This is a genomic window from Winogradskyella sp. Asnod2-B02-A (assembly GCF_045063645.1).
Lineage (GTDB): Bacteria > Bacteroidota > Bacteroidia > Flavobacteriales > Flavobacteriaceae > Winogradskyella.
Genome location: NZ_JBEFOG010000027.1, coordinates 74,125 through 99,553, shown reverse-complemented (window position 1 = coordinate 99,553; position 25,429 = coordinate 74,125). Strand labels below are relative to the sequence as shown.

The window sequence follows — 25,429 nt, the reverse complement described above, 5'->3', positions numbered from 1 at the left end:
AATTAATCAATGTTAAATACTGGTAGACTATTGTATTTGGGTTAAGGTTACTTCAAATACGTATCCAAAACTCCAAGTAGTCTCAAATTCAATAGTTCCGGTATTTGGATTTACAGAGAACGAATCCATAGACAATGCACCTCCAAAAGCCCCTACACCTATGACATCATCGTGAGTAAAATCATTGGCTGAAATATCATTGGCAGTAACCGTCATTCCTAAAGCTGCGTAATCAGCACCATAACCGTATTCATATTGATACCAACCAGCAATTGCGTCTGAAATGGCATAAACATCATTACCCAAATCTTTAATAAGGATAGGACCTATATCGGTAGTGGAATAACCGGGTGTTCTGGTTAAACTAGCAGTATAAATGCCAGCAATACTTGTTATTAAATCTCCGTTACAAGGCGGCCATAATACCTCACGAAATGCAGTAGCTGGAATTCCATCACTATTAAACGCGGAGTAAGAAACACTATATAGGTCAGGGCTATCTATAACATCACTTCCAAAATATGTTCCAGAGGTTACGGTATTTAATTCTATTTCATTTCCTGCGACAGATGCTACAGCACCAGGATCCGTATATGATGTGGTATCGCAATCTAATTCAAGGCTTGTAGCGCCTTCAAGTGTGATTAAAGGTAGATAAGTAATTTCGGACTTATCACTAGAACCTGGTTCATCGACACTTGGGTCGCAGCTTGACAACATTAATCCTAAGATTAAAAATGCGTAAAATTTAAATTTTAGTTTTTTCATATCATTTTTTATTAGTTATCCCAAAAGATATTATCAGTTATAGTTCGCTGTGCAGGAGCATTTGGGTTTAAGCTTCTTTCAGTTGATGGATAGAGCCATACAGAAGGAAACTCTCCACTAGCTAATACAGATAATGGTGGTGTTTGCCAAATCCCATCAGTAAATATTCTGCTTGCAGGTCTATCGAAGCGACGTGCTTCAATCCAGCCTTCGTCTTCCTGTGTTCCGTTTAAGGCTATCCATTTTTGGATACCTATTACATCTAGTTTGTCATCCAAAGATTCAGAACTAGAATAGCCAAGTGCATTAATATAGGCAGAGGCATCTAATCCCATATAAGTAAAATTCAGGTTAATTGCAGTTTCAAAGGCATTGGTCTCATCATCGCTTGTACCATATCTGGCATCAGCTTCTGCTCTAAGAAACCAAACCTCCCACGGGCTCATTAAAATAACTGAGTTAGCTTCACCATAGGCATAATCACTCGCCAAGCTATAATTAGAATCAGATGCTGTAAAATCCTCATCATCAATAGTCCCTTGGTCTATACCGTGTAAGTTATCTGCAAATGTTCCTGTTGTAGCGAGTGTGTAAAACACTTCATCTCTTGGGTCATTCAAATTTTGTAATACATTTAATGTTGAATTACTTGCAAAATAAAACATTCCAACACCAGCTTCCGCTAAGGCAAACATAGGATTTTGATTACCCGTAGCACCAGAATAAGTGATAGAAGGCATGTCATCAACTGTTTCTATAAACGTTCCACTGCTAATTAAATCTTGTACAACAGATGACTGTGAAGATACTTCAGAAGTTCTCATAAGTACTCTTAATTTTAAAGAGTTGGCGAATTTCATCCATTTCGATATATCTCCTTGATAAAGTAAATCATCAGAACCTATTACATCAATATCATCATCATCAGCCGTACTTAATTCTTCTATAGCATCATCTAACATTGTAACCAATGCTGGGTATATAACTGTCTCAGCAGAATCATAATTAGGTGAAAAATTAGATCCATCTTCTATAGCACCTAAAAGGGCCTCTGTAAAAGGTATATCACCGAAATGATCTACTAAACCTTGAAAAATATATACTTTTAAAACTTTAGAGATGCCTCTATAAGCTTTGTTAGTACTATTTCTATCTATGTAATCCAAATCGGCAAGTGAGCTGGCATAAGCACGTGACCAATAGCCATCATGGTCACCAGCTTGTTGTACATAGCGTTCAGAATTTCCAATGGCAACTCCAATACCCCAAGTATAGTATTGGCTCCATACAAATGAATCACTGTAATTTAAATCCGCATCAACAATATAACCCAAGAATCCGAGTGATGATGTTAACACTTGTGGATCATCAGCAGAAGGGAATGTGTTAGGGTCTACGTTTATCTCATCTAAGCTATCGTCACAAGAAAAGTGAAAGAGCATTAGACCGCATACTATTAATTTTATTGTATTTTTCATATTCTTTTTTTTAAAATGACAATTGTACATTAAGACCAAGACTTCTTGAAGAAGGTGTCTGAGAGGTTTCTATCCCTTGTGCATTACCTGTTAAAGCAGGTCCATTAACTTCTGGATCAGCATATTTATTTTCATCAGGTAACCAATACCAGAGATTCTTACCATATATGGATAATTTAACACTGGTAAAAAATGTATTCTCTAGTAGTTTTTGTGAAATGTTATAACTTAATTCTACTTCTCTCAACTTTAAATAACTAGCATCGATTAATTGTGTTGAGACTGGAGCGTCATAGTTAGTGTAATAGTCCTGTTCCGTTATAGCTACCGTATTTTCTGAATAAGTGCCATTTCCATTATCTACTACAGAATTAGGAAAGATAAAAGATTCTCTATTATAAATTGTGGTGTTAATTCCAGTTCCATTAAATTCACCATTGTATTTGGATTGGGAAGCAAATAGACCTCCTTTTTTCATGTCAAACAATACACTTAATCCGAAACCTTTATAGTTAATGTTTGTACCAAAACTCAATAAATAATCGGGTTGGGAATTACCTAAATATTGATCATCATCAGGATAAACTGGAAAACCTGTATTTGGATCGACAATAACTTGCCCATCCTCATTATATTTGAAGTCGTTACCTTTAAAGGTACCATATGGCAAACCTTCTTTTGCAACCAATGTTACGGTTGTGCCTGCAGCAAAGCCAAACGTACCCAATGATAATTCATCTAAATCGTCTGTAATTTTAACGACCTCATTCTCATTTTTGGAAAAAGATCCAAACAGTTCAAAATCTAGTCCATCCACCACGCCATTAAGCGGTTTTAAGCTTAGTGTAAGTTCGTGCCCTTTGTTTTCCATTCTACCTATGTTCAAGGCAGTTGAGGTATATCCTGTTGATCGTGGAAGATCTACAGTTACAATTTGGTCATCATGAATGGAATGGTAATAGGTATAAGCAATATTAATTTTATTCTTAAAGAAACTTAGGTCTGCACCAACCTCATAGGTTGTTGTTAATTCTGGTTTAAGGCTTGGGTTTCCTATTTGATTTCCTAATGAAAAACCAGGAATATCGCCAATTGGAAAGGTAAGGGCATAGTCGCCTAAATCAGCAATAGTAGGATTTCCATCAAAATAAGATTCTAAAAGATATATACTTGCGTCTTTACCTGATGTACCATAACTTCCTCTAAGTTTACCATAATTTAAAACATCACTTTTGATATCAAAAAAGTCAGTAAATATAAATGAACCACCTACAGCACCGTATAAAAAGGAATTGTTTTCGGATGGTAGAGTAGAAGACCAATCATTACGTGCAGAAAGCTCTAAAAATGCAGCGTTTTTATAACCTAAAGTCGTATTTGCCAAAAATCCATATATTCTATATTTACTAATATACATTTCGGATGTTGGGGACTGTACACTATTTGATAAGTTATAAACTCCGTCAACCACTAAACCGCCTACCGTACTGCCTGTTAATGACTTAAATTCTCTTTGAAAGAAATTGTATCCTGCTGTAACGTTTAAATTAAGATTATCGCTTAATTCATTAGAATAATTAGCTAACACTGAGGCATCTAAATTTATGCTTCTACTGCTGTAATTGGTATAATCTCCAATGGAACTATGTTTAGTGTCTCTAACTGATTGCTGTAAATCATCGGTCCAGACAATTTGTTGTGCTGGAGTATATGAAGGTGTCCATACGTTGGTTTGAGTAGATACAATATTTCCACCAAAACGACCAGTAACAGATAAATTCTTGAAAAGTTCATATGTTATAGAAGCATTGGCAAGAAAGTTGTCAATATTTGCCTCGTTACCGTATTCGTTTAAGATGTAATACGGGTTAACTGAAGAATAAGATCCCCAATACCCATCTATGTCATGAAATGGACTTGTATAATTTCTTAGTTCAGTTAATGGAATATTTACTGGGGATTGTAAGGCCATAGCGTAAGCATTGTTTCCTTCAAAGGCACGGGATCCCTCTTGTGCTGTGTTTTGTCTTACATTAGCATAACTTATTTTAAAGTCAGATTTTAATTTATCACTTAATTTTGCAGAAGAGTTAAATGTAAGGTTATTTCTTTTGTAATATGTGTTATCCAAAGTACCAGTTTGATCCGTGTTGCCAAAAGAAGCAAAATAATTATAATTATCATTAGATCCTGAAACGCTAACGTTATGACTAGTCGTATAACCCGTATTGAAAAAATCTTTAATTTGATTCTTTACAGCGCTATAAGGTCTAGTTAGGGCTTCTAAAGATCCATCTCCATCGGAATCTATTGGACTTGTCCATGGACGAACAACTCCATCAAACGCTGGTCCCCACGACCAGTTTTCCCCTGAATCTAAATGTGAGTTATCGTAGCCTTGGCCAAATTCGCTTTGACGTTGTAAAACGATAATAGCATTCTCCATTGAAGTTGAACCGTTGTAATTCACTTTCATCTTACTGCCTTTTCCACTTTTAGTTGTAACTAAAACCACACCAGATGCTCCACGCGACCCATAAAGTGAAGTAGCTGATGGTCCTTTGAGAACTGTTACAGATTCAATATCATCAGGATTAATGTCATTAAATCTGTTACCAAAATCAGAATATCCAGTAGTGGAAGCACCTGCACCACCTCTTGTTGACGTGTTATCAATGGCAATACCATCAACTATAATTAAAGCATTATTATTTCCGGTCAGTGAACCTTCACCTCTTAAGACTATTCTTGTAGAGGCTCCTACTGAACCCGAACCTGTTGATAGCTTTACCCCTGCGGCTTTACCTCTTAATGCTTCCAGTGCATTTTTGTTTGGGGTGGATAACAAATCTTCTGATTTTAAGGTTTGATTGGCATAAACAACTTGTCTGGCATTTCGATCACCAGTGCCTAATGCCGTTATTAAAACCTCATCGAGAGTTGAGGTATCTTCAAAAAGTTGCACGTCGATGATGTTTGAAGCGCTGACGGTTATTTCTTGTGTTACATATCCAATGTAACTAAACACTAATGACTTTCCTGTAACGATGTCAATTGAGTACTTGCCATCAAAATCTGTTGAGACGCCACTGGTAGTGCCTTTAATTATAACAGTTGCTCCCGGTAAGGGTAAGCCAGCTTCATCGGTTACTGTGCCCGAAACTGTTTTTTCTTGCGCAAAGGTTAGTTGCACCATAAACGCCAAGAATAACGTTAAGACTCCTTTAAGTTTTGCTTTCATAGTTTCCTTGTTAAAATTTTAACAAAAATGCAACAAAAACGCGAAATATCCTATGTGAATCTTAAAAAAAACACATCAAATACTAAGAATATGTTAAATTTTAAGTTCTTTTTTTATTATGTCGTAATACTGAGTTGAATATTGAATTTATTCTGTATTAATATTGGTGAGTGTGGATATGTCTTTTAAAACTTCATAAAAACCTATACCTATTTAAGGTGGGTGCTACGTTATTGACGTTGTCTAACCGCCTCGTACAAAAAAGCGCCACAAGCCACAGAAACATTTAAGGATTCTATTTCACCTAAAATAGGAAGTTTTGCTTGGTCGTCTACTACTTTTAAAACCGATGGATTTATACCTCTTCCTTCAGAACCCATAATTATAGCACATGGTTCTTTAAAAGAGACATCATATAAAAAGTGTTGAGCTTTTTCTGTTGCCGCAATCACTCTTATTCCGGAAGACTGCATATGAAAAACAGCATCTTTTATATGATCTACTTTACAAATAGGCATCTTAAAAATAGCACCTGCACTTGTTTTAATAGTATCTCCATTTATAGGGGCTCCACCTTTTTTCTGAATGATAATACCATTAACACCTGTACATTCTGCCGTTCTAACAATAGCACCAAAATTTCTGACATCGCTTAGTTGATCTAATAATAAGAACAAGGGAGTTTTGCCAGATTCAATAACACCCATTACTAAGTCATCAATGTCATGAAAAGCTATAGGTGAAATTTGAGCCACAGCCCCTTGATGGTTACCACGCGTTAAGCGATTAAGCTTTTCAACAGGTACATATGATGAATTGATGCCTTCAGTACGAATTAATTGTTCTAATTCTCTAAATAATTCACCTTGAAGACCTTTTTGCATAAAAACCTTATCGATAGTTTCATTAGATTTTATAGCTTCTATAATTGCTCTAATGCCAAAAATTGTGGTTTCTTTTTCCATCTATATAATATATGCTAATTCAAAAGATTATTGTTCTAGCTAATTTATGGTATAATCACCATGATTGACTAAAATATCCATTATGGATTTAATTGGAGCAAAGGTATAGAAACAGATTTAAAAAGTAGCAGTTAAACTCACATGAACTTTAGAATCGGATAATTTAAAAGGTCTATCTTTTGTCTTACCGCTAGAATAATTTAAACGAAAGAGTCCAGCATTAGTTAATAAGCCTAATCCAAAACCAAAACCATATAGTTTCTCTTTACTTTCAGTTAGCTTGTTTTCAAAATATGCAGCATCTATAACAGAATGTACATAAATACTATTGCTAAGACGATATCTGTATTCGGTGCTAACTACACCATATAAATTAGCAACCAAACTATTTTCTTCAAATCCACGAATAGAGTTGATGCCTCCAAAACGAAATAATTCATTGTCTAGGTAATCATCAGAAGTTAATGTGGCTCCATTAAGTCTCATATAAAAACTATTTTTATTGTTGAGGTTGAAAATTTTATAAGCATCTACATTAAAGACACTTTGTTTTTCTTTACCTATATCATTATTTCTATTCCCAATACCTGAAGAAAAATCAAACCAAAAATTAATAGGAAACAAAGGGTCATAAAATTGAGGTTTGGTATAATTGTAATGAAGGGTATAGTAATTTGAAGTATAATCGTTTAAAATATCTGTGTCGTTTTCTAATAAATTGGTAGAGGTTGTTGAGTTTAACCCGATACCAATTTTATGCTGTGCATTAATCTGATAGTTAATTTTCGCATATTGTTTGGCGTTTAAAAATGTAGAATCTTTTCTGAAAATATTTAAGCCAACTTGAAGTCCAACAGGAGAAGCAAACAAATAAGGCAAATCAACATCAACTTTAAAGGTTTGTTGATCTATTTCGTCGCTTTTATAAAAAAGGTTTAATGTTTCTCCATAATTAAGGTTATTAATAAGTCTTAAATCTAAATAACCATCAAATTCTATTTTATTGGTGTTTTCGTTAGTGCCAAAACCTAGAAATCCATCAAAATTATTGGTTTTAGTTTTTTCAATATATAAATATAATGTTGTGGAATCTTGAGTAAAAAGAACTTCGGGATCTTTAATTTTACTTGCAAATCGTAATTCTTCTAGAAGTTCAACCTTTTCTTTAATAGCATTTAAGTTAAAAGATTTTCCTGTCTTCAACTTCATAAAACGTTTAATGTAAGATTTAGGAAACTTCTCATAACCTTTTATTATAATCTTATCAATTCGCCTTTTTTGGTTAGTAACAATTTTTAAATCTGCGGAAATTAAATCAGAACTTAACTTTGAAATATTAATGAGCTGTAATGTAGAAAACGGATCACCTTGTTCTGCAATTCTAGAGTTTAAGAGTTTTAATTGACTTTCTAATTCTGTTATTTTTAATTCAAAGAAATTAGTGTCTTTTAAATGCTTTGTTGTTGTTAGATATTCTGTGTTAAAGCCAGAATCATAATAAATTCTAATTTTATTGATTCTTTTACCTAATATAAATTGCGCTTCAAAAAGTGAATCGTTCTGTTTGTGTATATTTTTTATAGAAGTATCAATATAGCCATCCTTGGTCAATTTTATTTTTAAACGATTGATTTCGTTTTGAAGGTCATTATAATTGGTGTGATTTTTTTTGTAATTAATTGAATCAATAATTTTTGTAGCATCTTGGTTTTCTCCAACAATACTTAGGTTAATTGACTGTGTGTAGCTTTGATTTGATAAAACTAAAATTAAAGCAAAAAAAATAATTCGTCTCAAAATTTGTATTTTCACTAATTGGTATAGGCCTTATAGTAACGTAAAAATAGGGTATAATATATAGGACTAAAAAAAAAGTTTGTAATTCTTTGAAAAATTAATTCACAACTGTTTGAATTATAGATATTAATTTCTACCTTTGCAGCCCTCAAAAGTGAGGGTTAATAAAATTTTATATAGAAATATATGCCAACAATTTCACAATTAGTACGAAAAGGAAGAGCCAAAATAACCAAGAAGAGTAAATCGGCTGCTTTAGATTCGTGTCCTCAAAGACGTGGTGTATGTACTCGTGTTTATACAACTACACCTAAGAAACCTAACTCAGCAATGCGTAAGGTAGCAAGGGTTCGTTTAACAAACGGAAACGAAGTAAATGCATACATTGGTGGAGAAGGTCACAATTTACAAGAGCACTCGATAGTATTGGTTAGAGGTGGAAGGGTAAAAGATTTGCCAGGAGTTAGATATCACATCGTTCGTGGTGCTTTAGATACAGCAGGTGTATCAGGAAGAACACAACGTAGATCTAAGTATGGTGCAAAACGCCCTAAGAAGTAATTTAAAACTTTAAGAAGAAGACATGAGAAAAAGAGCAGCAAAAAAGAGACCGCTTTTACCAGATCCAAGATTTAATGATCAGTTAGTAACACGTTTTGTTAACATGATGATGTGGGACGGTAAGAAGTCTATCGCTTTTAAAGTATTCTATGATGCAATTGATATTGTTGAAGAGAAAAAGAATGATGACGAAAAAACAGCTTTAGAAATTTGGAAAGAAGCTTTATCTAACGTTATGCCTCACGTAGAAGTACGTAGTCGTCGTGTTGGTGGTGCTACATTCCAGATTCCAATGCAAATTCGTCCAGATCGTAAGGTTTCGACTGCGATGAAATGGTTAATTAGCTTTTCACGTAAAAGAAACGAAAAATCTATGGCGCAACGTTTGGCTTCGGAAGTTTTAGCTGCGGCTAAAGAAGAAGGTGCTGCCGTTAAGAAAAGAATGGATACGCACAAAATGGCGGAAGCAAACAAAGCATTCTCACACTTTAGATTTTAAGAAATGGCAAGAGATTTAAAATTCACAAGAAATATAGGTATTGCCGCGCATATTGATGCTGGTAAAACCACAACTACAGAACGTGTTCTTTATTATACGGGAGTTTCTCATAAGATTGGTGAAGTGCATGATGGTGCTGCAACAATGGATTGGATGGAGCAAGAGCAAGAAAGAGGTATTACAATTACTTCTGCTGCAACAACTTGTACATGGAAGTTTCCAATTGAAAATGGAGAACCAACACCAGAAACTAAAGGGTATCATTTTAATATAATTGATACACCTGGTCACGTTGATTTTACGGTTGAAGTAAACCGTTCATTACGTGTACTTGATGGTTTAGTATTCTTATTTAGTGCAGTTGATGGTGTTGAGCCACAATCTGAAACTAACTGGAGATTAGCTGATAATTATAAAGTTCCAAGAATTGGTTTCGTTAACAAAATGGACCGTCAGGGATCTGACTTCTTAGGTGTTTGTCAGCAAGTAAAAGATATGTTGAAGTCTAATGCAGTGCCAATTGTTTTAAACATTGGTGATGAAAATGACTTTAAAGGTATTATAGATTTAGTAAAGAATAGAGCTATTGTATGGCATGATGAAACTCAAGGGGCGACTTTTGATGTTATTGAAATACCAGAAGAGCTTAAAGCTGAAGCTAAAAAATATAGAGCACTACTTATTGAGGAAGTTGCTAGTTATGATGAGAATTTACTAGAGAAGTTCATGGAAGATGAGGATTCTATTACAGAAGAAGAAGTGCATGCTGCGCTTAGAGCTGCTGTAATGGATATGGCTATCATTCCTATGATTTGTGGTTCTGCTTTTAAAAATAAAGGTGTACAGTTCTTATTGGATGCAGTATGTCGTTATTTGCCTTCTCCAGTAGATAAGGAAGGTATCGTAGGTATGAATCCTGATACTGATCAAGAAGAAATTCGTAAGCCAGATGTAAAGGAGCCTTTCGCTGCTCTAGCATTTAAAATTGCTACAGATCCTTTTGTTGGTCGTTTAGCATTCTTTAGAGCATATTCTGGTCGTTTGGATGCAGGATCATATGTTTTGAATAACCGTTCAGGTAAGAAAGAACGTATTTCTCGTATCTATCAAATGCACGCAAATAAGCAAAATGCAATTGAATATATAGAAGCTGGTGATATCGGAGCTGCTGTTGGATTTAAATCTATTAAAACAGGAGATACCCTTACAGATGAAAAGCATCCTATTATTTTAGAATCTATGGACTTTCCTGATCCAGTAATTGGTATAGCAGTTGAGCCTAAGACTAAAGCAGATGTAGATAAATTAGGTATGGGCTTAGCTAAGTTAGCTGAAGAAGATCCAACATTTACTGTGCGTTCAGACGAGGCTTCAGGACAGACTATTATTTCTGGAATGGGTGAGTTACACTTAGATGTAATTGTAGATCGTTTAAAAAGAGAATTTAATGTAGAGGTTAACCAAGGTCAACCACAAGTTGAATATAAAGAAGCTATTACACAATCTGCGGATCATAGAGAGGTTTATAAGAAACAATCTGGTGGTCGTGGTAAATTTGCTGATATCGTATTTACGATTGAGCCAGCAGATGAAGGTGCTATAGGATTACAGTTTGAATCTGTTATTAAAGGTGGTAATGTTCCTAAAGAATTTATCCCTTCAATTGAAAAAGGATTTAAAATGGCTATGCAAAATGGACCATTAGCTGGTTTCGAAGTAGATGCAATGAAAGTGACATTGAGAGATGGATCTTATCACGATGTCGATTCTGATCAGTTATCTTTCGAATTGGCAGCTAAATTAGGATTTAAAAATTCTGCAAAAGCGGCTAAAGCGGTTATAATGGAACCTATCATGAAACTTGAGGTGATTACACCAGAAGAAAACATGGGTGATATTGTAGGTGATTTAAATAGAAGACGTGGTATGATGGAAGGTATGGGAGACCGTGCAGGTGCAAAGACAATTAAAGCAACAGTACCGCTTTCTGAAATGTTTGGTTATGTTACTACATTAAGAACATTATCTTCAGGTAGAGCAACATCAACAATGGAATTTTCACACTATGCTGAAACTCCAGCAAACGTGTCCGCAGACGTAATTAAAGCAGCTAAAGGAGAAGAATCTTAAAAAGTTAAGAAAATGAGTCAAAAAATTAGAATAAAATTAAAGTCTTACGATCATAACTTAGTAGATAAGTCTGCTGATAAGATTGTAAAAACAGTAAAAAGTACAGGTGCAGTAGTAACAGGACCAATTCCATTACCAACACACAAAAAAATATTTACTGTATTACGTTCACCACACGTAAATAAGAAATCTAGAGAACAATTTCAATTAAGCTCTTACAAGAGATTATTAGATATTTACTCTTCATCTTCTAAAACAATTGATGCTTTAATGAAACTTGAATTACCAAGTGGAGTGGAAGTTGAGATTAAAGTGTAATTAGAAATTAACATGTCCTGAGCTGCGAGCGAGGGAAAAACGGTAAAAATACAATTCAAGGCTGAAACGTATTTTCGGCCTTGAATTTTATATACACATGGACAATTCGCGAGTTGTCCCGAAAAAAACAAAAGATGACAATTCGCGAGTTGTCACAATAAAAACAAAAAATTATGTCTGGGTTAATTGGAAAAAAAATCGGTATGACCAGCATTTTCGATGAAAATGGGAAGAACATTCCTTGTACAGTAATCGAAGCTGGACCATGTATCGTTACCCAAGTCAGAACTGAAGAAGTGGATGGTTATTCAGCCCTTCAATTAGGTTTCGATGACGCGACAGAAAAAAGCGCTACTAAAGCAGACTTAGGTCATGCTAAAAAAGCGGGTACTTCTGTAAAACGCAAAGTTGTTGAATTCAAAGGTTTTGATAAGGAGTACAAATTAGGTGATGCTATTACAGTAGAACAATTTATTGAAGGAGAATTTGTGGATGTCGCAGGTACTTCTAAAGGTAAAGGTTTTCAAGGTGTAGTAAAACGTCACGGTTTCGGTGGTGTAGGTCAAGCAACGCATGGTCAACATAACCGTTTAAGAGCTCCAGGTTCTATTGGTGCAGCATCTTATCCTGCGAGAGTATTCAAAGGAATGAAGATGGCCGGAAGAATGGGTGGCGAAACAGTAAAAGTTCAAAATTTAAGAATTTACAAAGTAGTTGCTGAAAAGAACTTACTTGTGGTAAAAGGATGTGTTCCTGGTCACAAAAATTCTTATGTAATCATCGAGAAGTAATGAAGGTAGCAGTTTTAGATATAAACGGAAAAGATACGGGTAGACAAGCTGAGCTTTCTAAAGACGTATTCGCTATAGAGCCAAATAATCACGCTGTCTATTTAGATGTTAAGCAATACTTAGCAAATCAAAGACAAGGGACTCATAAGGCTAAGGAAAGAGCAGAAATCTCTGGAAGTACACGTAAGATTAAAAAACAGAAAGGTACTGGTACTGCGAGAGCAGGTAGTATTAAGTCTGGTGTATTTAGAGGTGGTGGTCGTATGTTTGGTCCTAGACCAAGAAATTATGGTTTTAAATTAAACAAAACTGTAAAACGATTAGCACGTAGATCTGCACTAACTATTAAAGCAAATGACAAATCAATTTTAGTAATGGAGGATTTCAATTTTGAGTCACCAAAGACTAAGAATTTTGTAGATGTTTTAAAGGCTTTAGAGGTAGAAAACAAAAAATCTCTTATTGTGTTGGGTGGTACAAATAATAATGTATATTTGTCCTCACGCAATTTTAAAGGTTCGGAAGTTATAACAGCCTCTGAATTAAGCACTTATAAAATTATGAATGCTAATAAAGTGATTCTAATTGAAAGTGCATTAGAAGGAATTGAATCGAATTTAAGTAAATAGAACAGATGAGTATCTTAATAAAACCTATAATCACAGAAAAGGCGACCATGCAAAGTGAGTCGTTGAATGCATTTGCATTTCAAGTGAATCCAAAGGCGAACAAGGTAGAAATCAAAAAAGCAGTTGAAGCTGCTTATGGAGTTTCTGTAGAAAAAGTTCGTACAATTAATGTCCGTCCAGAAAGAAGAACTCGTCATACAAAGACAGGTATTCAACATGGTAAAACAAATGCTGTTAAAAAGGCAATTGTACAACTGGCGGAAGGTGAAGTAATAGATTTATACACTAACATGTAATTTTAGACATTAATGTCAGTAAGAAAATTAAAACCAATCACATCAGGTCAGCGATTTAGAGTAGTTAATGGATTTGACGCCATTACTACTGATAAGCCGGAGAAAAGCTTGCTTGCTCCGAAAAAGAGATCTGGTGGTAGAAACAGTCGAGGAAAAATGACTATGCGCCAATTAGGTGGTGGTCATAAGAAACGTTATCGTATTATCGATTTCAAACGTAACAAAGCGGGAATTCCTGCAGAAGTTAAGACAATTGAATACGATCCGAACAGAACAGCATTTATTGCGTTGTTAAACTATCAAGATGGCGAGAAACGTTATGTTATCGCACAAAATGGTTTGCAAGTAGGTCAAAATATTGTAGCTGGTGAAACTGGTATTGCTCCAGAAATAGGAAACGCAATGCCGTTAAGTGAAATACCTTTAGGAACAATTATCTCATGCATTGAGTTACGTCCTGGTCAAGGAGCTGTTATGGCTCGTAGTGCTGGTGCATTTGCTCAATTAATGGCAAGAGGTGATAAATTTGCTACTGTAAAGTTGCCATCTGGTGAAACAAGAATGATCTTAATTACTTGTATGGCTACTATTGGTGCGATTTCAAATTCAGATCATCAATTACTTGTGTCAGGTAAAGCTGGTAGAAGTAGATGGTTAGGAAGACGTCCAAGAGTAAGACCAGTAGTGATGAACCCAGTCGATCACCCAATGGGTGGTGGTGAAGGTAAATCTTCAGGTGGTCATCCAAGGTCTAGAAACGGTATTCCTGCTAAAGGATTTAGAACACGTTCTAAGACAAAATCGAGTAATAAGTATATTGTAGAACGTAGAAAGAAATAATTAAGATAGTATGGCACGTTCATTAAAAAAAGGACCTTATATCCACTATAAATTAGATAAGAAAGTTGCTGAAAATGTAGCTTCTAACAAAAAGACGGTAATTAAAACTTGGTCTAGAGCCTCAATGATATCTCCGGATTTCGTTGGGCAGACTATAGCAGTTCATAACGGTCGTCAATTTGTTCCAGTATTTGTTACTGAAAATATGGTAGGTCATAAATTAGGCGAATTTTCACCGACAAGATCTTTTAGAGGTCATGCAGGTGCTAAGAATAAAGGTAAAAAATAAGAATCATGGGAAGTCGTAAAAAACAAATGGCGGAAGCTATTAAAGCGGAGAAAAAGCAGGTTGCTTTTGCAAAGCTAAATAACTGTCCTACATCTCCAAGGAAAATGCGTTTAGTTGCGGATTTAGTAAGAGGTAAAAAGGCAGAGCAAGCTCTTCAGATTCTTAGGTTTAGTCAAAAAGAAGCGTCACGTCGTTTAGAGAAACTTGTAATGTCTGCAATTGCAAACTGGCAAGCTAAAAACGAAGATTCTGATGTTGAAGAGGCTAAATTGTTTATCAAAGAAATTAGAGTAGATGGTGGTTCTATGTTAAAGAGATTGCGTCCAGCACCTCAAGGTAGAGCACATAGAATTAGAAAAAGATCTAATCACGTAACAGTGGTTGTAGATGCAATAAATAAAACACAAAGCTAAGATATGGGACAAAAGACAAATCCAATCGGAAATCGCTTAGGAATTATTAGAGGATGGGAATCTAACTGGTACGGAGGAAATGATTACGGTGATAAACTTGCCGAAGACGATAAGATTAGAAAGTATATTCATGCTCGTCTATCTAAAGCTAGTGTAAGTAGAGTAATTATTGAGCGTACGCTTAAACTTGTAACCGTTACTATCACAACTGCAAGACCTGGTATTATTATCGGAAAAGGTGGTCAAGAGGTAGATAAGTTAAAAGAAGAGCTTAAAAAGATTACTGGAAAAGAAGTTCAATTGAACATCTTTGAAATTAAAAGACCTGAGCTAGATGCATTTTTAGTTGCAGCAAGTGTTGCTCGTCAGATTGAAAGTAGAATTTCTTACAGACGTGCTATTAAAATGGCAATTGCAGCTTCTATCCGTATGAATGCTGAAGGTATAAAAATTCAGATTAGTGGTCGTTTAAATGGTGCTGAAATGGCACGATCAGAGCATTATAAAGAAGGACGTATTCCATTATCTACATTTAGAGCTGATATTGATTATGCTTTAGTAGAAGCACATACTACTTATGGTAGATTGGGCATCAAAGTTTGGATAATGAAAGGCGAAGTATATGGTAAAAGAGAATTATCTCCATTGGTTGGCTTAGCTAAACAAAAAGGTAAAGGTGGACGTGGAGGAAACAAGAACCAATCTCGTCGTAGAAAGTAATTTTTTAAAGAAAAGGAAAAATGTTACAGCCTAAAAGAACAAAATTTCGTAAGCAGCAAAAAGGACGTATGAAAGGTAATGCGGGAAGAGGTCATTTGTTATCAAATGGTACTTTCGGTATTAAATCTTTAGAATCGACTTTTATAACTGCACGTCAAATAGAAGCAGCACGTATTGCAGCTACACGTTACATGAAAAGAGAAGGATCGTTATGGATTAAAATATTTCCAGACAAGCCTATCACAAAGAAACCTCTTGAAGTACGTATGGGTAAAGGTAAAGGTGCCGTAGAATATTGGGCAGCAGTGGTGAAACCAGGTCGTATGTTATTTGAAATAAGTGGAGTACCATTAGAAACTGCTCAAGAAGCACTTCGTTTGGCAGCTCAGAAACTTCCGATAAAAACTAAGTTTATCATAGCTAGAGATTACGAAGCTTAATAGAAAAATATTATGAAGCAATCAGAAATTAAACAGCTTTCAATAGCTGAGTTACAAGAGAAACTTAGTGAATCTAAAAAGAGTTATACAGACCTTAAAATGGCTCATACTATTTCTCCTTTGGATAACCCTATTCAGTTACGAGTTGCACGTCGCACAGTAGCTAGAGTGGCAACGGAATTAACAAAAAGAGACGTACAATAATTGTATTCTGCTGAAAGATGGAAAAAAGAAACTTAAGAAAAGAACGTATAGGGATCGTAACTAGTAACAAAATGGAGAAATCTATTGTTGTATCTGAAGTTAAGAAGGTAAAACACCCTATGTATGGTAAATTCGTGTTAAAGACTAAGAAATATGTCGCACACGATGAGACAAACGACTGCAACGAAGGAGATACTGTAAAGATCATGGAAACACGACCTTTGAGTAAATCTAAATGTTGGAGATTAGTAGAAATAATTGAAAGAGCGAAGTAATTATGTTACAACAAGAATCAAGATTAAAAGTAGCTGATAACACTGGTGCAAAGGAGGTTTTAACCATCCGTGTACTTGGAGGAACTAAAAGAAGGTATGCTTCTGTAGGAGATAAAATTGTAGTTGCTGTAAAAGATGCTACACCTAATGGAGCTATTAAAAAAGGTGCTGTTTCTACAGCAGTTGTTGTTCGTACGGCTAAAGAGGTAAGACGTCCAGATGGATCTTACATTAGATTTGACGATAACGCATGTGTTTTATTAAATCCTCAAGGGGAAATGAGAGGAACACGTGTTTTTGGACCTGTAGCTAGAGAACTTCGTGATAAACAATTCATGAAAATTGTATCATTGGCACCAGAAGTGCTTTAATTGATAAACAAAGATGACAAAGCTTAAAATAAAATCAGGAGATACAGTACAAATAATTGCTGGTGATCATAAAGGATCAGAAGGTAAGGTACTTAAGGTATTAATAGATAAGAACAGAGCCATTGTAGAAGGCGTAAACATGGTTAAGAAACATACTAAACCAAGTGCACAAAGCCCTCAAGGTGGAATTGTAGAGAAAGAAGCATCTATTCATATTTCAAACTTATCATTGTTAACTTCGAAAGGAGAGACAACTAGAGTAGGTTACAAAATGGATGGTGATAATAAAGTAAGATTTTCAAAAAAATCTAATGAAGTAATTTAATTATGGCTTACGTTGCAAGATTAAAACAAGAGTATAAGGACAAAGTTGTTCCTGCTCTTACAGAAGAATTTGGATATAAAAATGTAATGCAGGTACCTAAACTTACTAAGATAGTAATATCTAAGGGTGTTGGTGCAGCTGTTGCGGATAAGAAATTAATCGATCACGCAATAGAAGAACTTACAAAAATATCTGGCCAGAAAGCTATACACACAATGTCTAAAAAGGATGTTGCGTCGTTTAAATTACGTAAAGGGATGCCTATTGGTGCCAAAGTAACGTTAAGAGGTGAGCAAATGTATGAGTTCTTAGATCGTTTGGTAACTTCAGCTTTACCACGTGTTAGAGATTTTAACGGAATTAAAGCTACAGGTTTTGATGGACGTGGAAATTATAACTTAGGTGTTGTAGAACAAATCATTTTTCCGGAAATTGATATTGATAAAATCAATAAAATCTCAGGAATGGATATTACATTTGTGACTTCTGCTGATACAGATAAGGAAGCGAAGTCTTTATTAACAGAATTAGGATTACCTTTTAAAAAGAATTAATTATGGCTAAAGAATCAATGAAAGCCCGTGAGGTGAAGCGTTCTAAAACGGTAGCTAAGTATGCAGAAAAACGTAAAGCTTTAAAAGAAGCTGGCGATTATGAAGCATTACAGAAATTACCAAAAAATGCATCTCCTATACGTCAGCACAACCGTTGTAAACTTACAGGAAGACCAAAAGGTTACATGAGACAATTTGGAATTTCTCGTGTAATGTTTAGAGAAATGGCTAACCAAGGTTTAATTCCTGGTGTGAAGAAAGCTAGTTGGTAAGAGCGTAGTTTATTACGTTTAAAAAAGATTATAAATTGGTTTCAGGTTTGGCAATAGTGTCGAAAACCGCTACCGCAAATTAATAAATATGTATACAGATCCTATTGCGGATTATTTAACGCGAGTTAGAAATGCAGTTAACGCAAATCACAGAGTGGTTGAAATTCCTGCATCTAACTTAAAAAAAGAAATAACTAAAATATTGTTCGATCAGGGCTTTATTTTAAGTTATAAATTTGATGACGCTTCAGTTCAAGGTACGATTAAAATCGCTTTGAAATATAACAAAGACACTAAAGAGTCTGTCATTAAAAAAATTCAAAGAATCAGTAAACCAGGTTTACGTAAGTACGCCTCTTCTAACGAAATGCCAAGAATCCTTAATGGTTTAGGTATTGCAATTGTTTCTACGTCTCACGGTGTGATGACAGGTAAACAAGCGCAAAGAGAAAATGTTGGTGGAGAAGTATTATGTTACGTATACTAAAAACAGGAAATTATGTCAAGAATAGGTAAAAACCCAATAACAGTTCCTGAAGGTGTAACAGTTGAGATTAAAGACAACATGATTACCGCTAAAGGTAAACTTGGTGAATTAACTCAAGAGTATTCAGAGATTGAAATTAAAGTAGAAGACGGTACTATTACATTAGAGCGTTCTTCTGATAAGAAAGATTTAAGAGCAAAACATGGTCTTTATAGAGCATTAATTGCTAATATGATAGAAGGTGTTTCTAAAGGTTGGACCAAAGAACTAGAAATGGTTGGTGTAGGTTATAGAGCGTCTAATCAAGGACAAAAATTAGATTTAGCCGTAGGATTTTCTCATAATATTGTTTTGGATATTGCTCCAGAAGTAACAGTTGAGACAATTTCAGAAAAAGGTAAAAATCCAAGAGTTAAATTAACGTCTTTTGACAAACAATTGGTTGGACAAGTTGCAGCGAAAATACGTGGCTTTAGAAGACCTGAACCTTACAAAGGAAAAGGTATTAAGTTTGTTGGTGAAGAAATTAGAAGAAAAGCAGGTAAATCAGCTTAATAATTAAGTTATGGCATTGACAAAGAACGAAAGAAGATTAAGAATTAAAAGCAGAATCCGTAAGGTAGTATCTGGTACTGAAACAAAACCAAGATTAGCTGTTTTTAGAAGTAATAAAGAAATTTATGCTCAACTCGTAGATGATGTAACTGGTAAAACTTTAGCTGCTGCATCTTCAAGAGATAAGGATATTGCTAAGGCTAAAGGTAACAAAACAGAAGTTGCTACTTTAGTTGGTAAATCTGTAGCAGAAAAGGCTATGAAAGCTGGTGTTGAGACTATTTCTTTTGATAGAGGTGGTTACTTATATCACGGAAGAGTAAAATCATTAGCAGAAGGTGCTAGAGAAGCAGGACTTAAATTTTAAGACATTATGTATCAAAAATATAAAAACGCAGAGCTTGTTAAACCAGGCGGATTAGAATTAAAAGATCGCTTAGTTGGCGTTCAGCGTGTAACTAAAGTAACAAAAGGTGGTAGAGCATTTGGTTTTTCTGCAATTGTTGTTGTAGGTGACGAAACAAATGTAGTAGGACAAGGTTTAGGTAAATCTAAAGATGTTGCTACTGCAATTGCTAAAGCTGTAGAAGATGCTAAGAAAAACTTAGTTAGAATTCCTATTCTTAAAGGTACTATTCCTCATGAGCAAAAAGGAAAATACGGTGGAGCAAGAGTAAATATAATTCCAGCAGCACCTGGTACAGGTGTAATTGCAGGTGGTGCAGTGAGAATTGTACTTGAAGCAGTAGGTGTACATGATGTATTATCTAAGTCTCAAGGTTCTTCAAATCCTCATAATGTGGTAAAAGCAACTTTTGATGCTTTATTACAATTAAGAGATGCTAAGGCTGTAGCTAAAGAACGTGGAATTTCACTTGAAAAAGTATTTAACGGATAAATATAGACTTTAGTCTTTAGTGTTTAGACGTCGGTTTTTTTTAATTTCTAACGACTAAATACTAACAACTAATAAACTAAGCAAAATGGCAAAGATTAAAGTAAAGAAAGTAAAGAGTGCAATCAATCGTACTAAGAGACAGAAGCTTACATTACAAGCTTTAGGTTTAAAAAAGATTGGTCAAGTAGTAGAGCACGACGCTACATCAAGTATCCTTGGTATGGTGAAGAAAGTTGAACATTTAGTTTCTGTTGAAGAAGCTTAAAAATATAACTTAACAATGGATTTAAGTAATTTAAAACCTGCAGAAGGTTCAGTAAAAAATCAAGGAAAGCGTATTGGACGTGGACAAGGATCTGGTAAAGGTGGTACGGCAACACGTGGTCACAAAGGAGCAAAGTCTCGTTCAGGTTATTCTAAGAAATTAGGATTTGAAGGTGGTCAAATGCCATTACAAAGACGTGTTCCTAAATTTGGATTTACAAATATTAACAGAGTAGATTATCAAGGTGTAAACTTAGATACTTTACAAAAGTTAGTAGATGAAAAGAAAATTAAGGATAGCGTTGATTTTGAATCTTTATTATCTATGGGATTAGTTGGTAAAAGCGAGCTAGTAAAAATCTTAGGTAGAGGAGAGTTAAAATCAAAATTAACTGTAACTGCTCATAAATTTACTGCTACAGCAAAGGCTGCTATTGAAGCTGCTGGTGGTGAAGCTGTAACTTTATAAGATTATAGGATGAAAATAATAGAAACATTAAAAAACGTTTGGAAAATCACAGAACTTAAGGATAGAATTATTCTAACCTTAGGTTTGCTTTTGGTTTATCGTTTTGGTGCTCAAGTAGTTTTACCGGGTATTAATATCGAAGCTTTAGGTGGTTTGCAAGCTGGAACATCAACTGGTATATTAGGATTGTTAAATGCCTTTACAGGTGGTGCATTTGCTAATGCGTCTGTATTTGCGTTGGGTATTATGCCTTACATTTCGGCTTCCATTGTGGTTCAGTTAATGGGTATTGCGATTCCTTATCTACAAAAACTTCAGAAAGAAGGAGCTAGTGGTCAAAAGAAAATCACGCAAATTACACGTTGGTTAACTATCGGAATTTGTCTAGTACAAGCTCCAGGATATTTAGCAACTATACCTTCATTATCTGGAGCATCTTCAATCAGTTCTATGTTAGTACCTGGTTTTAATGAAAGCATATTCTATTTCTCTTCAGTAGTAATTCTTGTAACTGGTTGTGTATTTGCAATGTGGTTAGGTGAGAAAATTACTGATAAAGGTATAGGAAATGGTATCTCGTTATTAATTATGGTAGGTATCATTGCAACTTTACCTCAATCTTTTGTTCAGAATATGTATTCTAGATTAGAAGGTGGTAATGGAGGATTTATGATGATATTAATAGAGATGGTAATATGGTTTGTAATCATATTAGCAGCTGTATTCTTAGTGATGGCTGTTAGAAAAGTCGCTGTGCAATACGCAAGGAGAACGGCATCTGGTGGTTATGAAAAGAATGTATTTGGTTCACGTCAGTTTTTACCATTAAAATTGAATGCTTCAGGTGTTATGCCAATCATCTTTGCTCAAGCTATTATGTTTGTTCCTAATTTAATTGGTAGTTCATCATGGTTAAAAGATACAAGTACAGGAGTTTGGATGCAATCTAATTTTTCTGATATGTTTGGTTTTTGGTATAATTTTGTATTTGCTTTATTAATTATTGTATTTACATATTTTTATACGGCAATTACTGTACCTACCAATAAGATGGCAGATGATTTAAAACGTAGTGGTGGATTTATTCCAGGCATTCGTCCAGGCTCTGAAACTTCTGAGTATTTAGATAAAATTATGTCACAAATAACATTGCCTGGTTCTATATTTTTAGCTTTAGTGGCTATTTTTCCAGCGTTCGTTCATAAGTTAATGGATGTGCAGCAAGGTTGGGCATTATTCTTTGGTGGTACATCACTTTTAATTATGGTTGGTGTTGCTATTGATACAATGCAACAAATTAATTCTTATTTATTGAATAAGCATTATGATGGCCTTATGAAAACGGGTAAGAACAGAAAAGCGGTGGCGCAATAAGATGAATCAAATTTAGATCTCAATCTTAAGTTAGGCAAGGTATTTGCTTATTGAGGATTGAATACTAAAAATATATTATGGCAAAACAAGCAGCAATAGAACAAGACGGAACAATAATAGAAGCATTATCAAATGCTATGTTTCGTGTTGAATTAGAAAATGGTCATATTGTGACCGCACATATCTCTGGTAAGATGCGTATGCATTATATTAAACTTTTACCAGGAGATAAAGTAAAATTAGAAATGAGTCCTTACGATTTAACGAAGGCTCGCATAACCTATAGATACTAATACACGATGAAAGTAAGAGCATCAGTAAAGAAAAGAAGCGCAGACTGTAAGTTAGTGCGCAGAAAAGGTAGACTTTACGTCATTAACAAAAAGAATCCTAGATTCAAACAAAGACAAGGGTAAATATGGCAAGAATTGCAGGTGTAGACATACCAAAACAAAAAAGAGGAGTGATCTCTTTAACTTATATCTACGGAGTAGGTAGAAGTAGAGCGAAAGAAATTTTAGCTGAGGCTAAAGTTGACGAAAGTACTAAAGTACAAGATTGGACTGATGATGAAATCGGAGCTATCCGTGACGTGGTTGGTACTTTTAAGATTGAAGGTGAATTACGTTCTGAAATCCAAATGAACATTAAGCGATTAATGGATATTGGATGTTACAGAGGTATTCGTCATAGATCTGGTCTTCCTTTAAGAGGACAACGTACTAAGAATAACTCTCGTACAAGAAAAGGTAGAAGAAAAACGGTTGCTAATAAGAAAAAAGTAACTAAATAATAAATAGTCTTTAGTCTATTAGACGTTGGAAAGAATCTGTTTGAAATTTAACGGTTTAGGATTCTAGCGACTATAAACTAATACTAAAAACTAAAAGTAAACATGGCAAAGTCAAGTACTAAAAAACGTAAAGTAATTGTTGATGCAATTGGAGAGGCTCATATAACAGCATCTTTCAACAATATCATTATTTCTTTAACAAACAAAAAAGGTGACGTTATTTCTTGGTCATCAGCAGGTAAAATGGGTTTTAGAGGTTCTAAAAAGAACACACCATATGCTGCACAATTAGCTGCAGAAGATGCTGCAGGTGTAGCGAAAGAAGCTGGATTAAAGAAAGTGAAAGCATATGTTAAAGGTCCTGGTAATGGTAGAGAATCTGCTATCAGATCTATACATAATGCAGGAATTGAAGTTTCAGAAATTATTGATGTTACTCCAATGCCACATAACGGTTGTCGTCCACCAAAAAGACGTAGAGTTTAATCTAAATTCTATATAGGTTTCTAACTAATTTCAGTTAGAAACACTTAGTAAAATTATCAAATAAACTAATATCACACATTTATGTGCTGATATTAGTTTATTTTGTATAAATTTGCAAACTGAAAAATATTAACAAGTATTAATAAGAGATCAACGATTCTTGAAGGATAAGATTAAGACCTTAATTCATTTATCACTCTTAAAAAACAATTTAAAATGGCAAGATATACTGGTCCTAAAACTAAAATAGCTCGTAAATTCGGACAAGCTATCTTCGGAGACGATAAAGCCTTCGAAAAAAGAAATTATCCACCAGGACAACATGGTAACACACGTCGTCGTGGTAAAAAATCTGAATATGCTATCCAATTAATGGAGAAGCAAAAAGCAAAATATACTTATGGTATATTAGAAAAGCAATTCAGAAACATGTTCAAAAGAGCAACTGCTGCTCAAGGTATTACTGGTGAGGTTTTACTTCAATTATGTGAATCTCGTTTAGATAACGTTGTTTTCAGAATGGGTATTGCTCCAACAAGAAGTGGTGCTAGACAATTAGTTTCTCACAGACATATTACAGTAAACGGTGAAAAAGTGAATATTCCTTCTTACCAATTAAAAGCTGGAGATGTTGTAGGTGTAAGAGAAAAATCTAAATCTTTAGAAGCTATTCAAAATTCATTGTCTAACTCTAGTAATGTATTTGAATGGATTACTTGGAATACAGGATCAATGGAAGGAACTTATGTTGCTGTACCTGCGAGAATTCAAATTCCAGAACAAATCAACGAGCAATTTATCGTTGAACTTTACTCTAAATAATAATTAATTATATTGGTATTTGGCCAAAGGTTTTATTAGACTTCTTCAAACTTTTAAATCGCGCAACCAAATAACAATTAAAACGAAGACAATATGGCAATATTAAATTTTCAGAAACCAGATAAAGTAATCATGATTGATTCTACTGATTTTGAAGGTAAGTTTGAATTTAGACCTTTAGAACCAGGATACGGATTAACAGTAGGTAATGCTTTAAGAAGAGTATTATTATCTTCTTTAGAAGGTTTTGCAATAACTTCAGTTAGAATAGAAGGTGTAGATCATGAGTTTTCTACAATTTCAGGTGTAGTTGAAGATGTTACTGAAATGATTTTAAACTTAAAGCAAGTAAACTTTAAGCGTCAAATAGATGAAATTGATAACGAAACCGTTACAATCTCTATCTCAGGACAAAATCAAATTACAGCTGGTGATTTTCAGAAGTTTATTTCTGGTTTCCAAGTATTAAATACAGATTTAGTAATCTGTAACTTAGATCCTAAAGTAAACATCAATATGGAATTAACTATTGAAAAAGGAAGAGGTTACGTTCCTGCAGAAGAAAATAAGAAAGCTTCAGCACCAATCGGAACCATCTTTACAGATTCAATTTTTACACCTATAAAGAATGTAAAGTATGCTATTGAAAACTTCCGTGTAGAGCAAAAAACGGATTACGAAAAATTAGTTTTCGAAATTCAAACTGACGGATCAATCAATCCTAAAGACGCTTTAACAGAAGCTGCTAAAATATTAATTCACCACTTCATGTTATTCTCAGATGAGCGTATCACTTTAGAAGCTGATGAAATAGCACAAACTGAAACTTATGATGAAGAATCACTTCACATGAGACAACTATTGAAAACTAAATTAGTTGATATGGATCTTTCTGTACGTGCACTTAATTGTTTAAAAGCTGCAGAAGTAGATACTTTAGGTGACTTAGTATCATTCAATAAAAATGATTTAATGAAATTCAGAAACTTCGGTAAGAAGTCTTTAACTGAGCTAGAAGAACTAGTAAACGTTAAAGGGTTAAACTTCGGAATGGACTTAAGTAAATATAAATTAGATAAAGATTAATTAATCATATTTTGCTCCT

General features: G+C 34.5%; 36 protein-coding genes. 31 read left to right on the top strand and 5 right to left on the bottom strand.

Annotated features, from left to right (window positions below; all coding sequences use genetic code 11):
* Window positions 1-27: 27 nt before the first annotated feature.
* The 5 genes from ACJJVO_RS08655 to ACJJVO_RS08635 all read right to left on the bottom strand — a co-directional run bounded on the left by ACJJVO_RS08655 (window position 28) and on the right by ACJJVO_RS08635 (window position 8,249).
* Window positions 28-768 carry a BT_2262 family domain-containing protein gene (locus ACJJVO_RS08655; RefSeq protein WP_405572921.1) on the bottom strand — a complete coding sequence of 247 codons (741 nt, stop codon included), beginning with the start codon at window positions 766-768 and terminating at the stop codon, window positions 28-30.
* 11 nt (window positions 769-779) lie between these two features.
* A complete protein-coding gene (locus ACJJVO_RS08650; protein WP_405572919.1) occupies window positions 780-2,246 on the bottom strand; it encodes a SusD/RagB family nutrient-binding outer membrane lipoprotein in 1,467 nt (488 codons plus the stop codon).
* A 10-nt stretch (window positions 2,247-2,256) separates the two neighbouring features.
* The gene (locus ACJJVO_RS08645) at window positions 2,257-5,487 is read right to left on the bottom strand and encodes a SusC/RagA family TonB-linked outer membrane protein (protein WP_405572917.1); all 3,231 of its coding nucleotides are present in this window, start codon (window positions 5,485-5,487) and stop codon (window positions 2,257-2,259) included.
* A gap of 230 nt (window positions 5,488-5,717) precedes the next feature.
* Window positions 5,718-6,452: a 23S rRNA (guanosine(2251)-2'-O)-methyltransferase RlmB gene (rlmB, locus tag ACJJVO_RS08640; RefSeq protein WP_405572914.1), complete on the bottom strand. Its 735-nt coding sequence runs from the start codon at window positions 6,450-6,452 to the stop codon at window positions 5,718-5,720.
* A 117-nt stretch (window positions 6,453-6,569) separates the two neighbouring features.
* Entirely contained in the window at window positions 6,570-8,249 is a 1,680-nt protein-coding gene (locus tag ACJJVO_RS08635) for a BamA/TamA family outer membrane protein (RefSeq protein ID WP_405572912.1), read from the bottom strand.
* 186 nt (window positions 8,250-8,435) lie between these two features.
* Between ACJJVO_RS08635 and rpsL the strand changes: the two genes are divergently transcribed.
* From rpsL to ACJJVO_RS08480, 31 genes are all read left to right on the top strand, one after another.
* Entirely contained in the window at window positions 8,436-8,810 is a 375-nt protein-coding gene (gene rpsL, locus ACJJVO_RS08630; protein ID WP_019386263.1) for a 30S ribosomal protein S12, read from the top strand.
* 22 nt (window positions 8,811-8,832) lie between these two features.
* A complete protein-coding gene (gene rpsG, locus ACJJVO_RS08625) occupies window positions 8,833-9,309 on the top strand; it encodes a 30S ribosomal protein S7 (RefSeq protein ID WP_405572908.1) in 477 nt (158 codons plus the stop codon).
* Window positions 9,310-9,312: 3 nt separating this feature from the next.
* Window positions 9,313-11,439 carry an elongation factor G gene (gene fusA, locus ACJJVO_RS08620; protein ID WP_405572905.1) on the top strand — a complete coding sequence of 709 codons (2,127 nt, stop codon included), beginning with the start codon at window positions 9,313-9,315 and terminating at the stop codon, window positions 11,437-11,439.
* Between the two features lie 12 nt (window positions 11,440-11,451).
* The gene (gene rpsJ / locus ACJJVO_RS08615) at window positions 11,452-11,757 is read left to right on the top strand and encodes a 30S ribosomal protein S10 (protein WP_007650482.1); all 306 of its coding nucleotides are present in this window, start codon (window positions 11,452-11,454) and stop codon (window positions 11,755-11,757) included.
* 173 nt (window positions 11,758-11,930) lie between these two features.
* Entirely contained in the window at window positions 11,931-12,548 is a 618-nt protein-coding gene (rplC, locus tag ACJJVO_RS08610) for a 50S ribosomal protein L3 (RefSeq protein ID WP_405572902.1), read from the top strand.
* A complete protein-coding gene (gene rplD / locus ACJJVO_RS08605; RefSeq protein WP_405572900.1) occupies window positions 12,548-13,177 on the top strand; it encodes a 50S ribosomal protein L4 in 630 nt (209 codons plus the stop codon). Before rplC ends, rplD begins: the two co-directional genes overlap by 1 nt.
* A gap of 5 nt (window positions 13,178-13,182) precedes the next feature.
* Complete coding sequence (gene rplW / locus ACJJVO_RS08600) at window positions 13,183-13,473, top strand: 50S ribosomal protein L23 (RefSeq protein WP_299111751.1); 291 nt, start codon at window positions 13,183-13,185, stop codon at window positions 13,471-13,473.
* A gap of 12 nt (window positions 13,474-13,485) precedes the next feature.
* On the top strand, window positions 13,486-14,313 hold the full coding sequence (gene rplB / locus ACJJVO_RS08595) for a 50S ribosomal protein L2 (protein WP_405572897.1): 828 nt from the start codon (window positions 13,486-13,488) through the stop codon (window positions 14,311-14,313).
* A 10-nt stretch (window positions 14,314-14,323) separates the two neighbouring features.
* Window positions 14,324-14,602: a 30S ribosomal protein S19 gene (gene rpsS / locus ACJJVO_RS08590; RefSeq protein WP_020897652.1), complete on the top strand. Its 279-nt coding sequence runs from the start codon at window positions 14,324-14,326 to the stop codon at window positions 14,600-14,602.
* A 5-nt stretch (window positions 14,603-14,607) separates the two neighbouring features.
* Entirely contained in the window at window positions 14,608-15,015 is a 408-nt protein-coding gene (gene rplV / locus ACJJVO_RS08585) for a 50S ribosomal protein L22 (protein WP_405572894.1), read from the top strand.
* Window positions 15,016-15,018: 3 nt separating this feature from the next.
* Window positions 15,019-15,735, top strand: coding sequence for a 30S ribosomal protein S3 (gene rpsC / locus ACJJVO_RS08580; RefSeq protein ID WP_115818551.1), 717 nt, complete (start codon window positions 15,019-15,021; stop codon window positions 15,733-15,735).
* A 20-nt stretch (window positions 15,736-15,755) separates the two neighbouring features.
* Window positions 15,756-16,175: a 50S ribosomal protein L16 gene (gene rplP, locus ACJJVO_RS08575; protein WP_115818550.1), complete on the top strand. Its 420-nt coding sequence runs from the start codon at window positions 15,756-15,758 to the stop codon at window positions 16,173-16,175.
* A gap of 12 nt (window positions 16,176-16,187) precedes the next feature.
* Window positions 16,188-16,379: a 50S ribosomal protein L29 gene (gene rpmC / locus ACJJVO_RS08570; protein WP_092469499.1), complete on the top strand. Its 192-nt coding sequence runs from the start codon at window positions 16,188-16,190 to the stop codon at window positions 16,377-16,379.
* Between the two features lie 17 nt (window positions 16,380-16,396).
* A complete protein-coding gene (gene rpsQ, locus ACJJVO_RS08565) occupies window positions 16,397-16,654 on the top strand; it encodes a 30S ribosomal protein S17 (RefSeq protein WP_040756784.1) in 258 nt (85 codons plus the stop codon).
* Window positions 16,655-16,656: 2 nt separating this feature from the next.
* Window positions 16,657-17,025 (top strand): 50S ribosomal protein L14, encoded by a 369-nt coding sequence (gene rplN / locus ACJJVO_RS08560; RefSeq protein WP_115818548.1) that lies wholly within the window; start codon window positions 16,657-16,659, stop codon window positions 17,023-17,025.
* A gap of 13 nt (window positions 17,026-17,038) precedes the next feature.
* Entirely contained in the window at window positions 17,039-17,350 is a 312-nt protein-coding gene (rplX, locus tag ACJJVO_RS08555; protein WP_405572888.1) for a 50S ribosomal protein L24, read from the top strand.
* A gap of 2 nt (window positions 17,351-17,352) precedes the next feature.
* Window positions 17,353-17,904 (top strand): 50S ribosomal protein L5, encoded by a 552-nt coding sequence (gene rplE / locus ACJJVO_RS08550; RefSeq protein ID WP_115818546.1) that lies wholly within the window; start codon window positions 17,353-17,355, stop codon window positions 17,902-17,904.
* A gap of 2 nt (window positions 17,905-17,906) precedes the next feature.
* Window positions 17,907-18,176, top strand: coding sequence for a 30S ribosomal protein S14 (gene rpsN, locus ACJJVO_RS08545; protein ID WP_115818545.1), 270 nt, complete (start codon window positions 17,907-17,909; stop codon window positions 18,174-18,176).
* Between the two features lie 88 nt (window positions 18,177-18,264).
* Window positions 18,265-18,663: a 30S ribosomal protein S8 gene (rpsH, locus tag ACJJVO_RS08540; RefSeq protein ID WP_405572885.1), complete on the top strand. Its 399-nt coding sequence runs from the start codon at window positions 18,265-18,267 to the stop codon at window positions 18,661-18,663.
* Window positions 18,664-18,675: 12 nt separating this feature from the next.
* Window positions 18,676-19,218 (top strand): 50S ribosomal protein L6, encoded by a 543-nt coding sequence (rplF, locus tag ACJJVO_RS08535; RefSeq protein WP_405572882.1) that lies wholly within the window; start codon window positions 18,676-18,678, stop codon window positions 19,216-19,218.
* Window positions 19,219-19,228: 10 nt separating this feature from the next.
* On the top strand, window positions 19,229-19,585 hold the full coding sequence (gene rplR, locus ACJJVO_RS08530) for a 50S ribosomal protein L18 (RefSeq protein ID WP_405572880.1): 357 nt from the start codon (window positions 19,229-19,231) through the stop codon (window positions 19,583-19,585).
* Between the two features lie 6 nt (window positions 19,586-19,591).
* Window positions 19,592-20,116 carry a 30S ribosomal protein S5 gene (rpsE, locus tag ACJJVO_RS08525; RefSeq protein WP_115818541.1) on the top strand — a complete coding sequence of 175 codons (525 nt, stop codon included), beginning with the start codon at window positions 19,592-19,594 and terminating at the stop codon, window positions 20,114-20,116.
* Window positions 20,117-20,201: 85 nt separating this feature from the next.
* Window positions 20,202-20,381, top strand: a complete 180-nt coding sequence (gene rpmD / locus ACJJVO_RS08520; protein ID WP_115818540.1) for a 50S ribosomal protein L30 — start codon at window positions 20,202-20,204, stop codon at window positions 20,379-20,381.
* Window positions 20,382-20,396: 15 nt separating this feature from the next.
* Window positions 20,397-20,849 carry a 50S ribosomal protein L15 gene (gene rplO, locus ACJJVO_RS08515; RefSeq protein WP_405572877.1) on the top strand — a complete coding sequence of 151 codons (453 nt, stop codon included), beginning with the start codon at window positions 20,397-20,399 and terminating at the stop codon, window positions 20,847-20,849.
* Window positions 20,850-20,858: 9 nt separating this feature from the next.
* The gene (gene secY / locus ACJJVO_RS08510; protein ID WP_405572875.1) at window positions 20,859-22,223 is read left to right on the top strand and encodes a preprotein translocase subunit SecY; all 1,365 of its coding nucleotides are present in this window, start codon (window positions 20,859-20,861) and stop codon (window positions 22,221-22,223) included.
* A 77-nt stretch (window positions 22,224-22,300) separates the two neighbouring features.
* Window positions 22,301-22,516, top strand: a complete 216-nt coding sequence (gene infA, locus ACJJVO_RS08505) for a translation initiation factor IF-1 (protein WP_007094967.1) — start codon at window positions 22,301-22,303, stop codon at window positions 22,514-22,516.
* A 6-nt stretch (window positions 22,517-22,522) separates the two neighbouring features.
* Entirely contained in the window at window positions 22,523-22,639 is a 117-nt protein-coding gene (gene ykgO, locus ACJJVO_RS08500; RefSeq protein WP_008269159.1) for a type B 50S ribosomal protein L36, read from the top strand.
* 2 nt (window positions 22,640-22,641) lie between these two features.
* On the top strand, window positions 22,642-23,016 hold the full coding sequence (gene rpsM, locus ACJJVO_RS08495; protein WP_115818537.1) for a 30S ribosomal protein S13: 375 nt from the start codon (window positions 22,642-22,644) through the stop codon (window positions 23,014-23,016).
* Window positions 23,017-23,118: 102 nt separating this feature from the next.
* Window positions 23,119-23,502 (top strand): 30S ribosomal protein S11, encoded by a 384-nt coding sequence (gene rpsK, locus ACJJVO_RS08490; protein WP_115818536.1) that lies wholly within the window; start codon window positions 23,119-23,121, stop codon window positions 23,500-23,502.
* 216 nt (window positions 23,503-23,718) lie between these two features.
* Window positions 23,719-24,324, top strand: coding sequence for a 30S ribosomal protein S4 (gene rpsD, locus ACJJVO_RS08485; protein WP_405572869.1), 606 nt, complete (start codon window positions 23,719-23,721; stop codon window positions 24,322-24,324).
* Between the two features lie 93 nt (window positions 24,325-24,417).
* Window positions 24,418-25,410 carry a DNA-directed RNA polymerase subunit alpha gene (locus ACJJVO_RS08480; protein ID WP_115818534.1) on the top strand — a complete coding sequence of 331 codons (993 nt, stop codon included), beginning with the start codon at window positions 24,418-24,420 and terminating at the stop codon, window positions 25,408-25,410.
* The last annotated feature ends 19 nt before the right edge of the window (window positions 25,411-25,429 follow it).

Excerpts from the sequence above, each read along its gene's own strand:
- rplE (WP_115818546.1), top strand. The coding sequence starts at position 17,353 with ATGGCTTACGTTGCAAGATTAAAACAAGAGTATAAGGACAAAGTTGTT.
- rpmD (WP_115818540.1), top strand. The coding sequence starts at position 20,202 with ATGGCAAAGATTAAAGTAAAGAAAGTAAAGAGTGCAATCAATCGTACT.
- rlmB (WP_405572914.1), bottom strand. The coding sequence starts at position 6,452 with ATGGAAAAAGAAACCACAATTTTTGGCATTAGAGCAATTATAGAAGCT.
- rplF (WP_405572882.1), top strand. The coding sequence starts at position 18,676 with ATGTCAAGAATAGGTAAAAACCCAATAACAGTTCCTGAAGGTGTAACA.
- infA (WP_007094967.1), top strand. The coding sequence starts at position 22,301 with ATGGCAAAACAAGCAGCAATAGAACAAGACGGAACAATAATAGAAGCA.
- rplB (WP_405572897.1), top strand. The coding sequence starts at position 13,486 with ATGTCAGTAAGAAAATTAAAACCAATCACATCAGGTCAGCGATTTAGA.
- rplC (WP_405572902.1), top strand. The coding sequence starts at position 11,931 with ATGTCTGGGTTAATTGGAAAAAAAATCGGTATGACCAGCATTTTCGAT.
- rpsS (WP_020897652.1), top strand. The coding sequence starts at position 14,324 with ATGGCACGTTCATTAAAAAAAGGACCTTATATCCACTATAAATTAGAT.
- rpsD (WP_405572869.1), top strand. The coding sequence starts at position 23,719 with ATGGCAAGATATACTGGTCCTAAAACTAAAATAGCTCGTAAATTCGGA.
- rplV (WP_405572894.1), top strand. The coding sequence starts at position 14,608 with ATGGGAAGTCGTAAAAAACAAATGGCGGAAGCTATTAAAGCGGAGAAA.
- rplW (WP_299111751.1), top strand. The coding sequence starts at position 13,183 with ATGAGTATCTTAATAAAACCTATAATCACAGAAAAGGCGACCATGCAA.
- rplX (WP_405572888.1), top strand. The coding sequence starts at position 17,039 with ATGACAAAGCTTAAAATAAAATCAGGAGATACAGTACAAATAATTGCT.
- rpsN (WP_115818545.1), top strand. The coding sequence starts at position 17,907 with ATGGCTAAAGAATCAATGAAAGCCCGTGAGGTGAAGCGTTCTAAAACG.
- rpsH (WP_405572885.1), top strand. The coding sequence starts at position 18,265 with ATGTATACAGATCCTATTGCGGATTATTTAACGCGAGTTAGAAATGCA.
- ACJJVO_RS08645 (WP_405572917.1), bottom strand. The coding sequence starts at position 5,487 with ATGAAAGCAAAACTTAAAGGAGTCTTAACGTTATTCTTGGCGTTTATG.
- rpsE (WP_115818541.1), top strand. The coding sequence starts at position 19,592 with ATGTATCAAAAATATAAAAACGCAGAGCTTGTTAAACCAGGCGGATTA.
- ACJJVO_RS08480 (WP_115818534.1), top strand. The coding sequence starts at position 24,418 with ATGGCAATATTAAATTTTCAGAAACCAGATAAAGTAATCATGATTGAT.
- ACJJVO_RS08655 (WP_405572921.1), bottom strand. The coding sequence starts at position 768 with ATGAAAAAACTAAAATTTAAATTTTACGCATTTTTAATCTTAGGATTA.
- rpsG (WP_405572908.1), top strand. The coding sequence starts at position 8,833 with ATGAGAAAAAGAGCAGCAAAAAAGAGACCGCTTTTACCAGATCCAAGA.
- rpmC (WP_092469499.1), top strand. The coding sequence starts at position 16,188 with ATGAAGCAATCAGAAATTAAACAGCTTTCAATAGCTGAGTTACAAGAG.
- rplR (WP_405572880.1), top strand. The coding sequence starts at position 19,229 with ATGGCATTGACAAAGAACGAAAGAAGATTAAGAATTAAAAGCAGAATC.
- ACJJVO_RS08650 (WP_405572919.1), bottom strand. The coding sequence starts at position 2,246 with ATGAAAAATACAATAAAATTAATAGTATGCGGTCTAATGCTCTTTCAC.
- rpsK (WP_115818536.1), top strand. The coding sequence starts at position 23,119 with ATGGCAAAGTCAAGTACTAAAAAACGTAAAGTAATTGTTGATGCAATT.
- rpsQ (WP_040756784.1), top strand. The coding sequence starts at position 16,397 with ATGGAAAAAAGAAACTTAAGAAAAGAACGTATAGGGATCGTAACTAGT.
- rpsC (WP_115818551.1), top strand. The coding sequence starts at position 15,019 with ATGGGACAAAAGACAAATCCAATCGGAAATCGCTTAGGAATTATTAGA.
- ykgO (WP_008269159.1), top strand. The coding sequence starts at position 22,523 with ATGAAAGTAAGAGCATCAGTAAAGAAAAGAAGCGCAGACTGTAAGTTA.
- rplD (WP_405572900.1), top strand. The coding sequence starts at position 12,548 with ATGAAGGTAGCAGTTTTAGATATAAACGGAAAAGATACGGGTAGACAA.
- rpsJ (WP_007650482.1), top strand. The coding sequence starts at position 11,452 with ATGAGTCAAAAAATTAGAATAAAATTAAAGTCTTACGATCATAACTTA.
- rpsM (WP_115818537.1), top strand. The coding sequence starts at position 22,642 with ATGGCAAGAATTGCAGGTGTAGACATACCAAAACAAAAAAGAGGAGTG.
- rpsL (WP_019386263.1), top strand. The coding sequence starts at position 8,436 with ATGCCAACAATTTCACAATTAGTACGAAAAGGAAGAGCCAAAATAACC.
- secY (WP_405572875.1), top strand. The coding sequence starts at position 20,859 with ATGAAAATAATAGAAACATTAAAAAACGTTTGGAAAATCACAGAACTT.
- rplN (WP_115818548.1), top strand. The coding sequence starts at position 16,657 with ATGTTACAACAAGAATCAAGATTAAAAGTAGCTGATAACACTGGTGCA.
- fusA (WP_405572905.1), top strand. The coding sequence starts at position 9,313 with ATGGCAAGAGATTTAAAATTCACAAGAAATATAGGTATTGCCGCGCAT.
- rplO (WP_405572877.1), top strand. The coding sequence starts at position 20,397 with ATGGATTTAAGTAATTTAAAACCTGCAGAAGGTTCAGTAAAAAATCAA.
- rplP (WP_115818550.1), top strand. The coding sequence starts at position 15,756 with ATGTTACAGCCTAAAAGAACAAAATTTCGTAAGCAGCAAAAAGGACGT.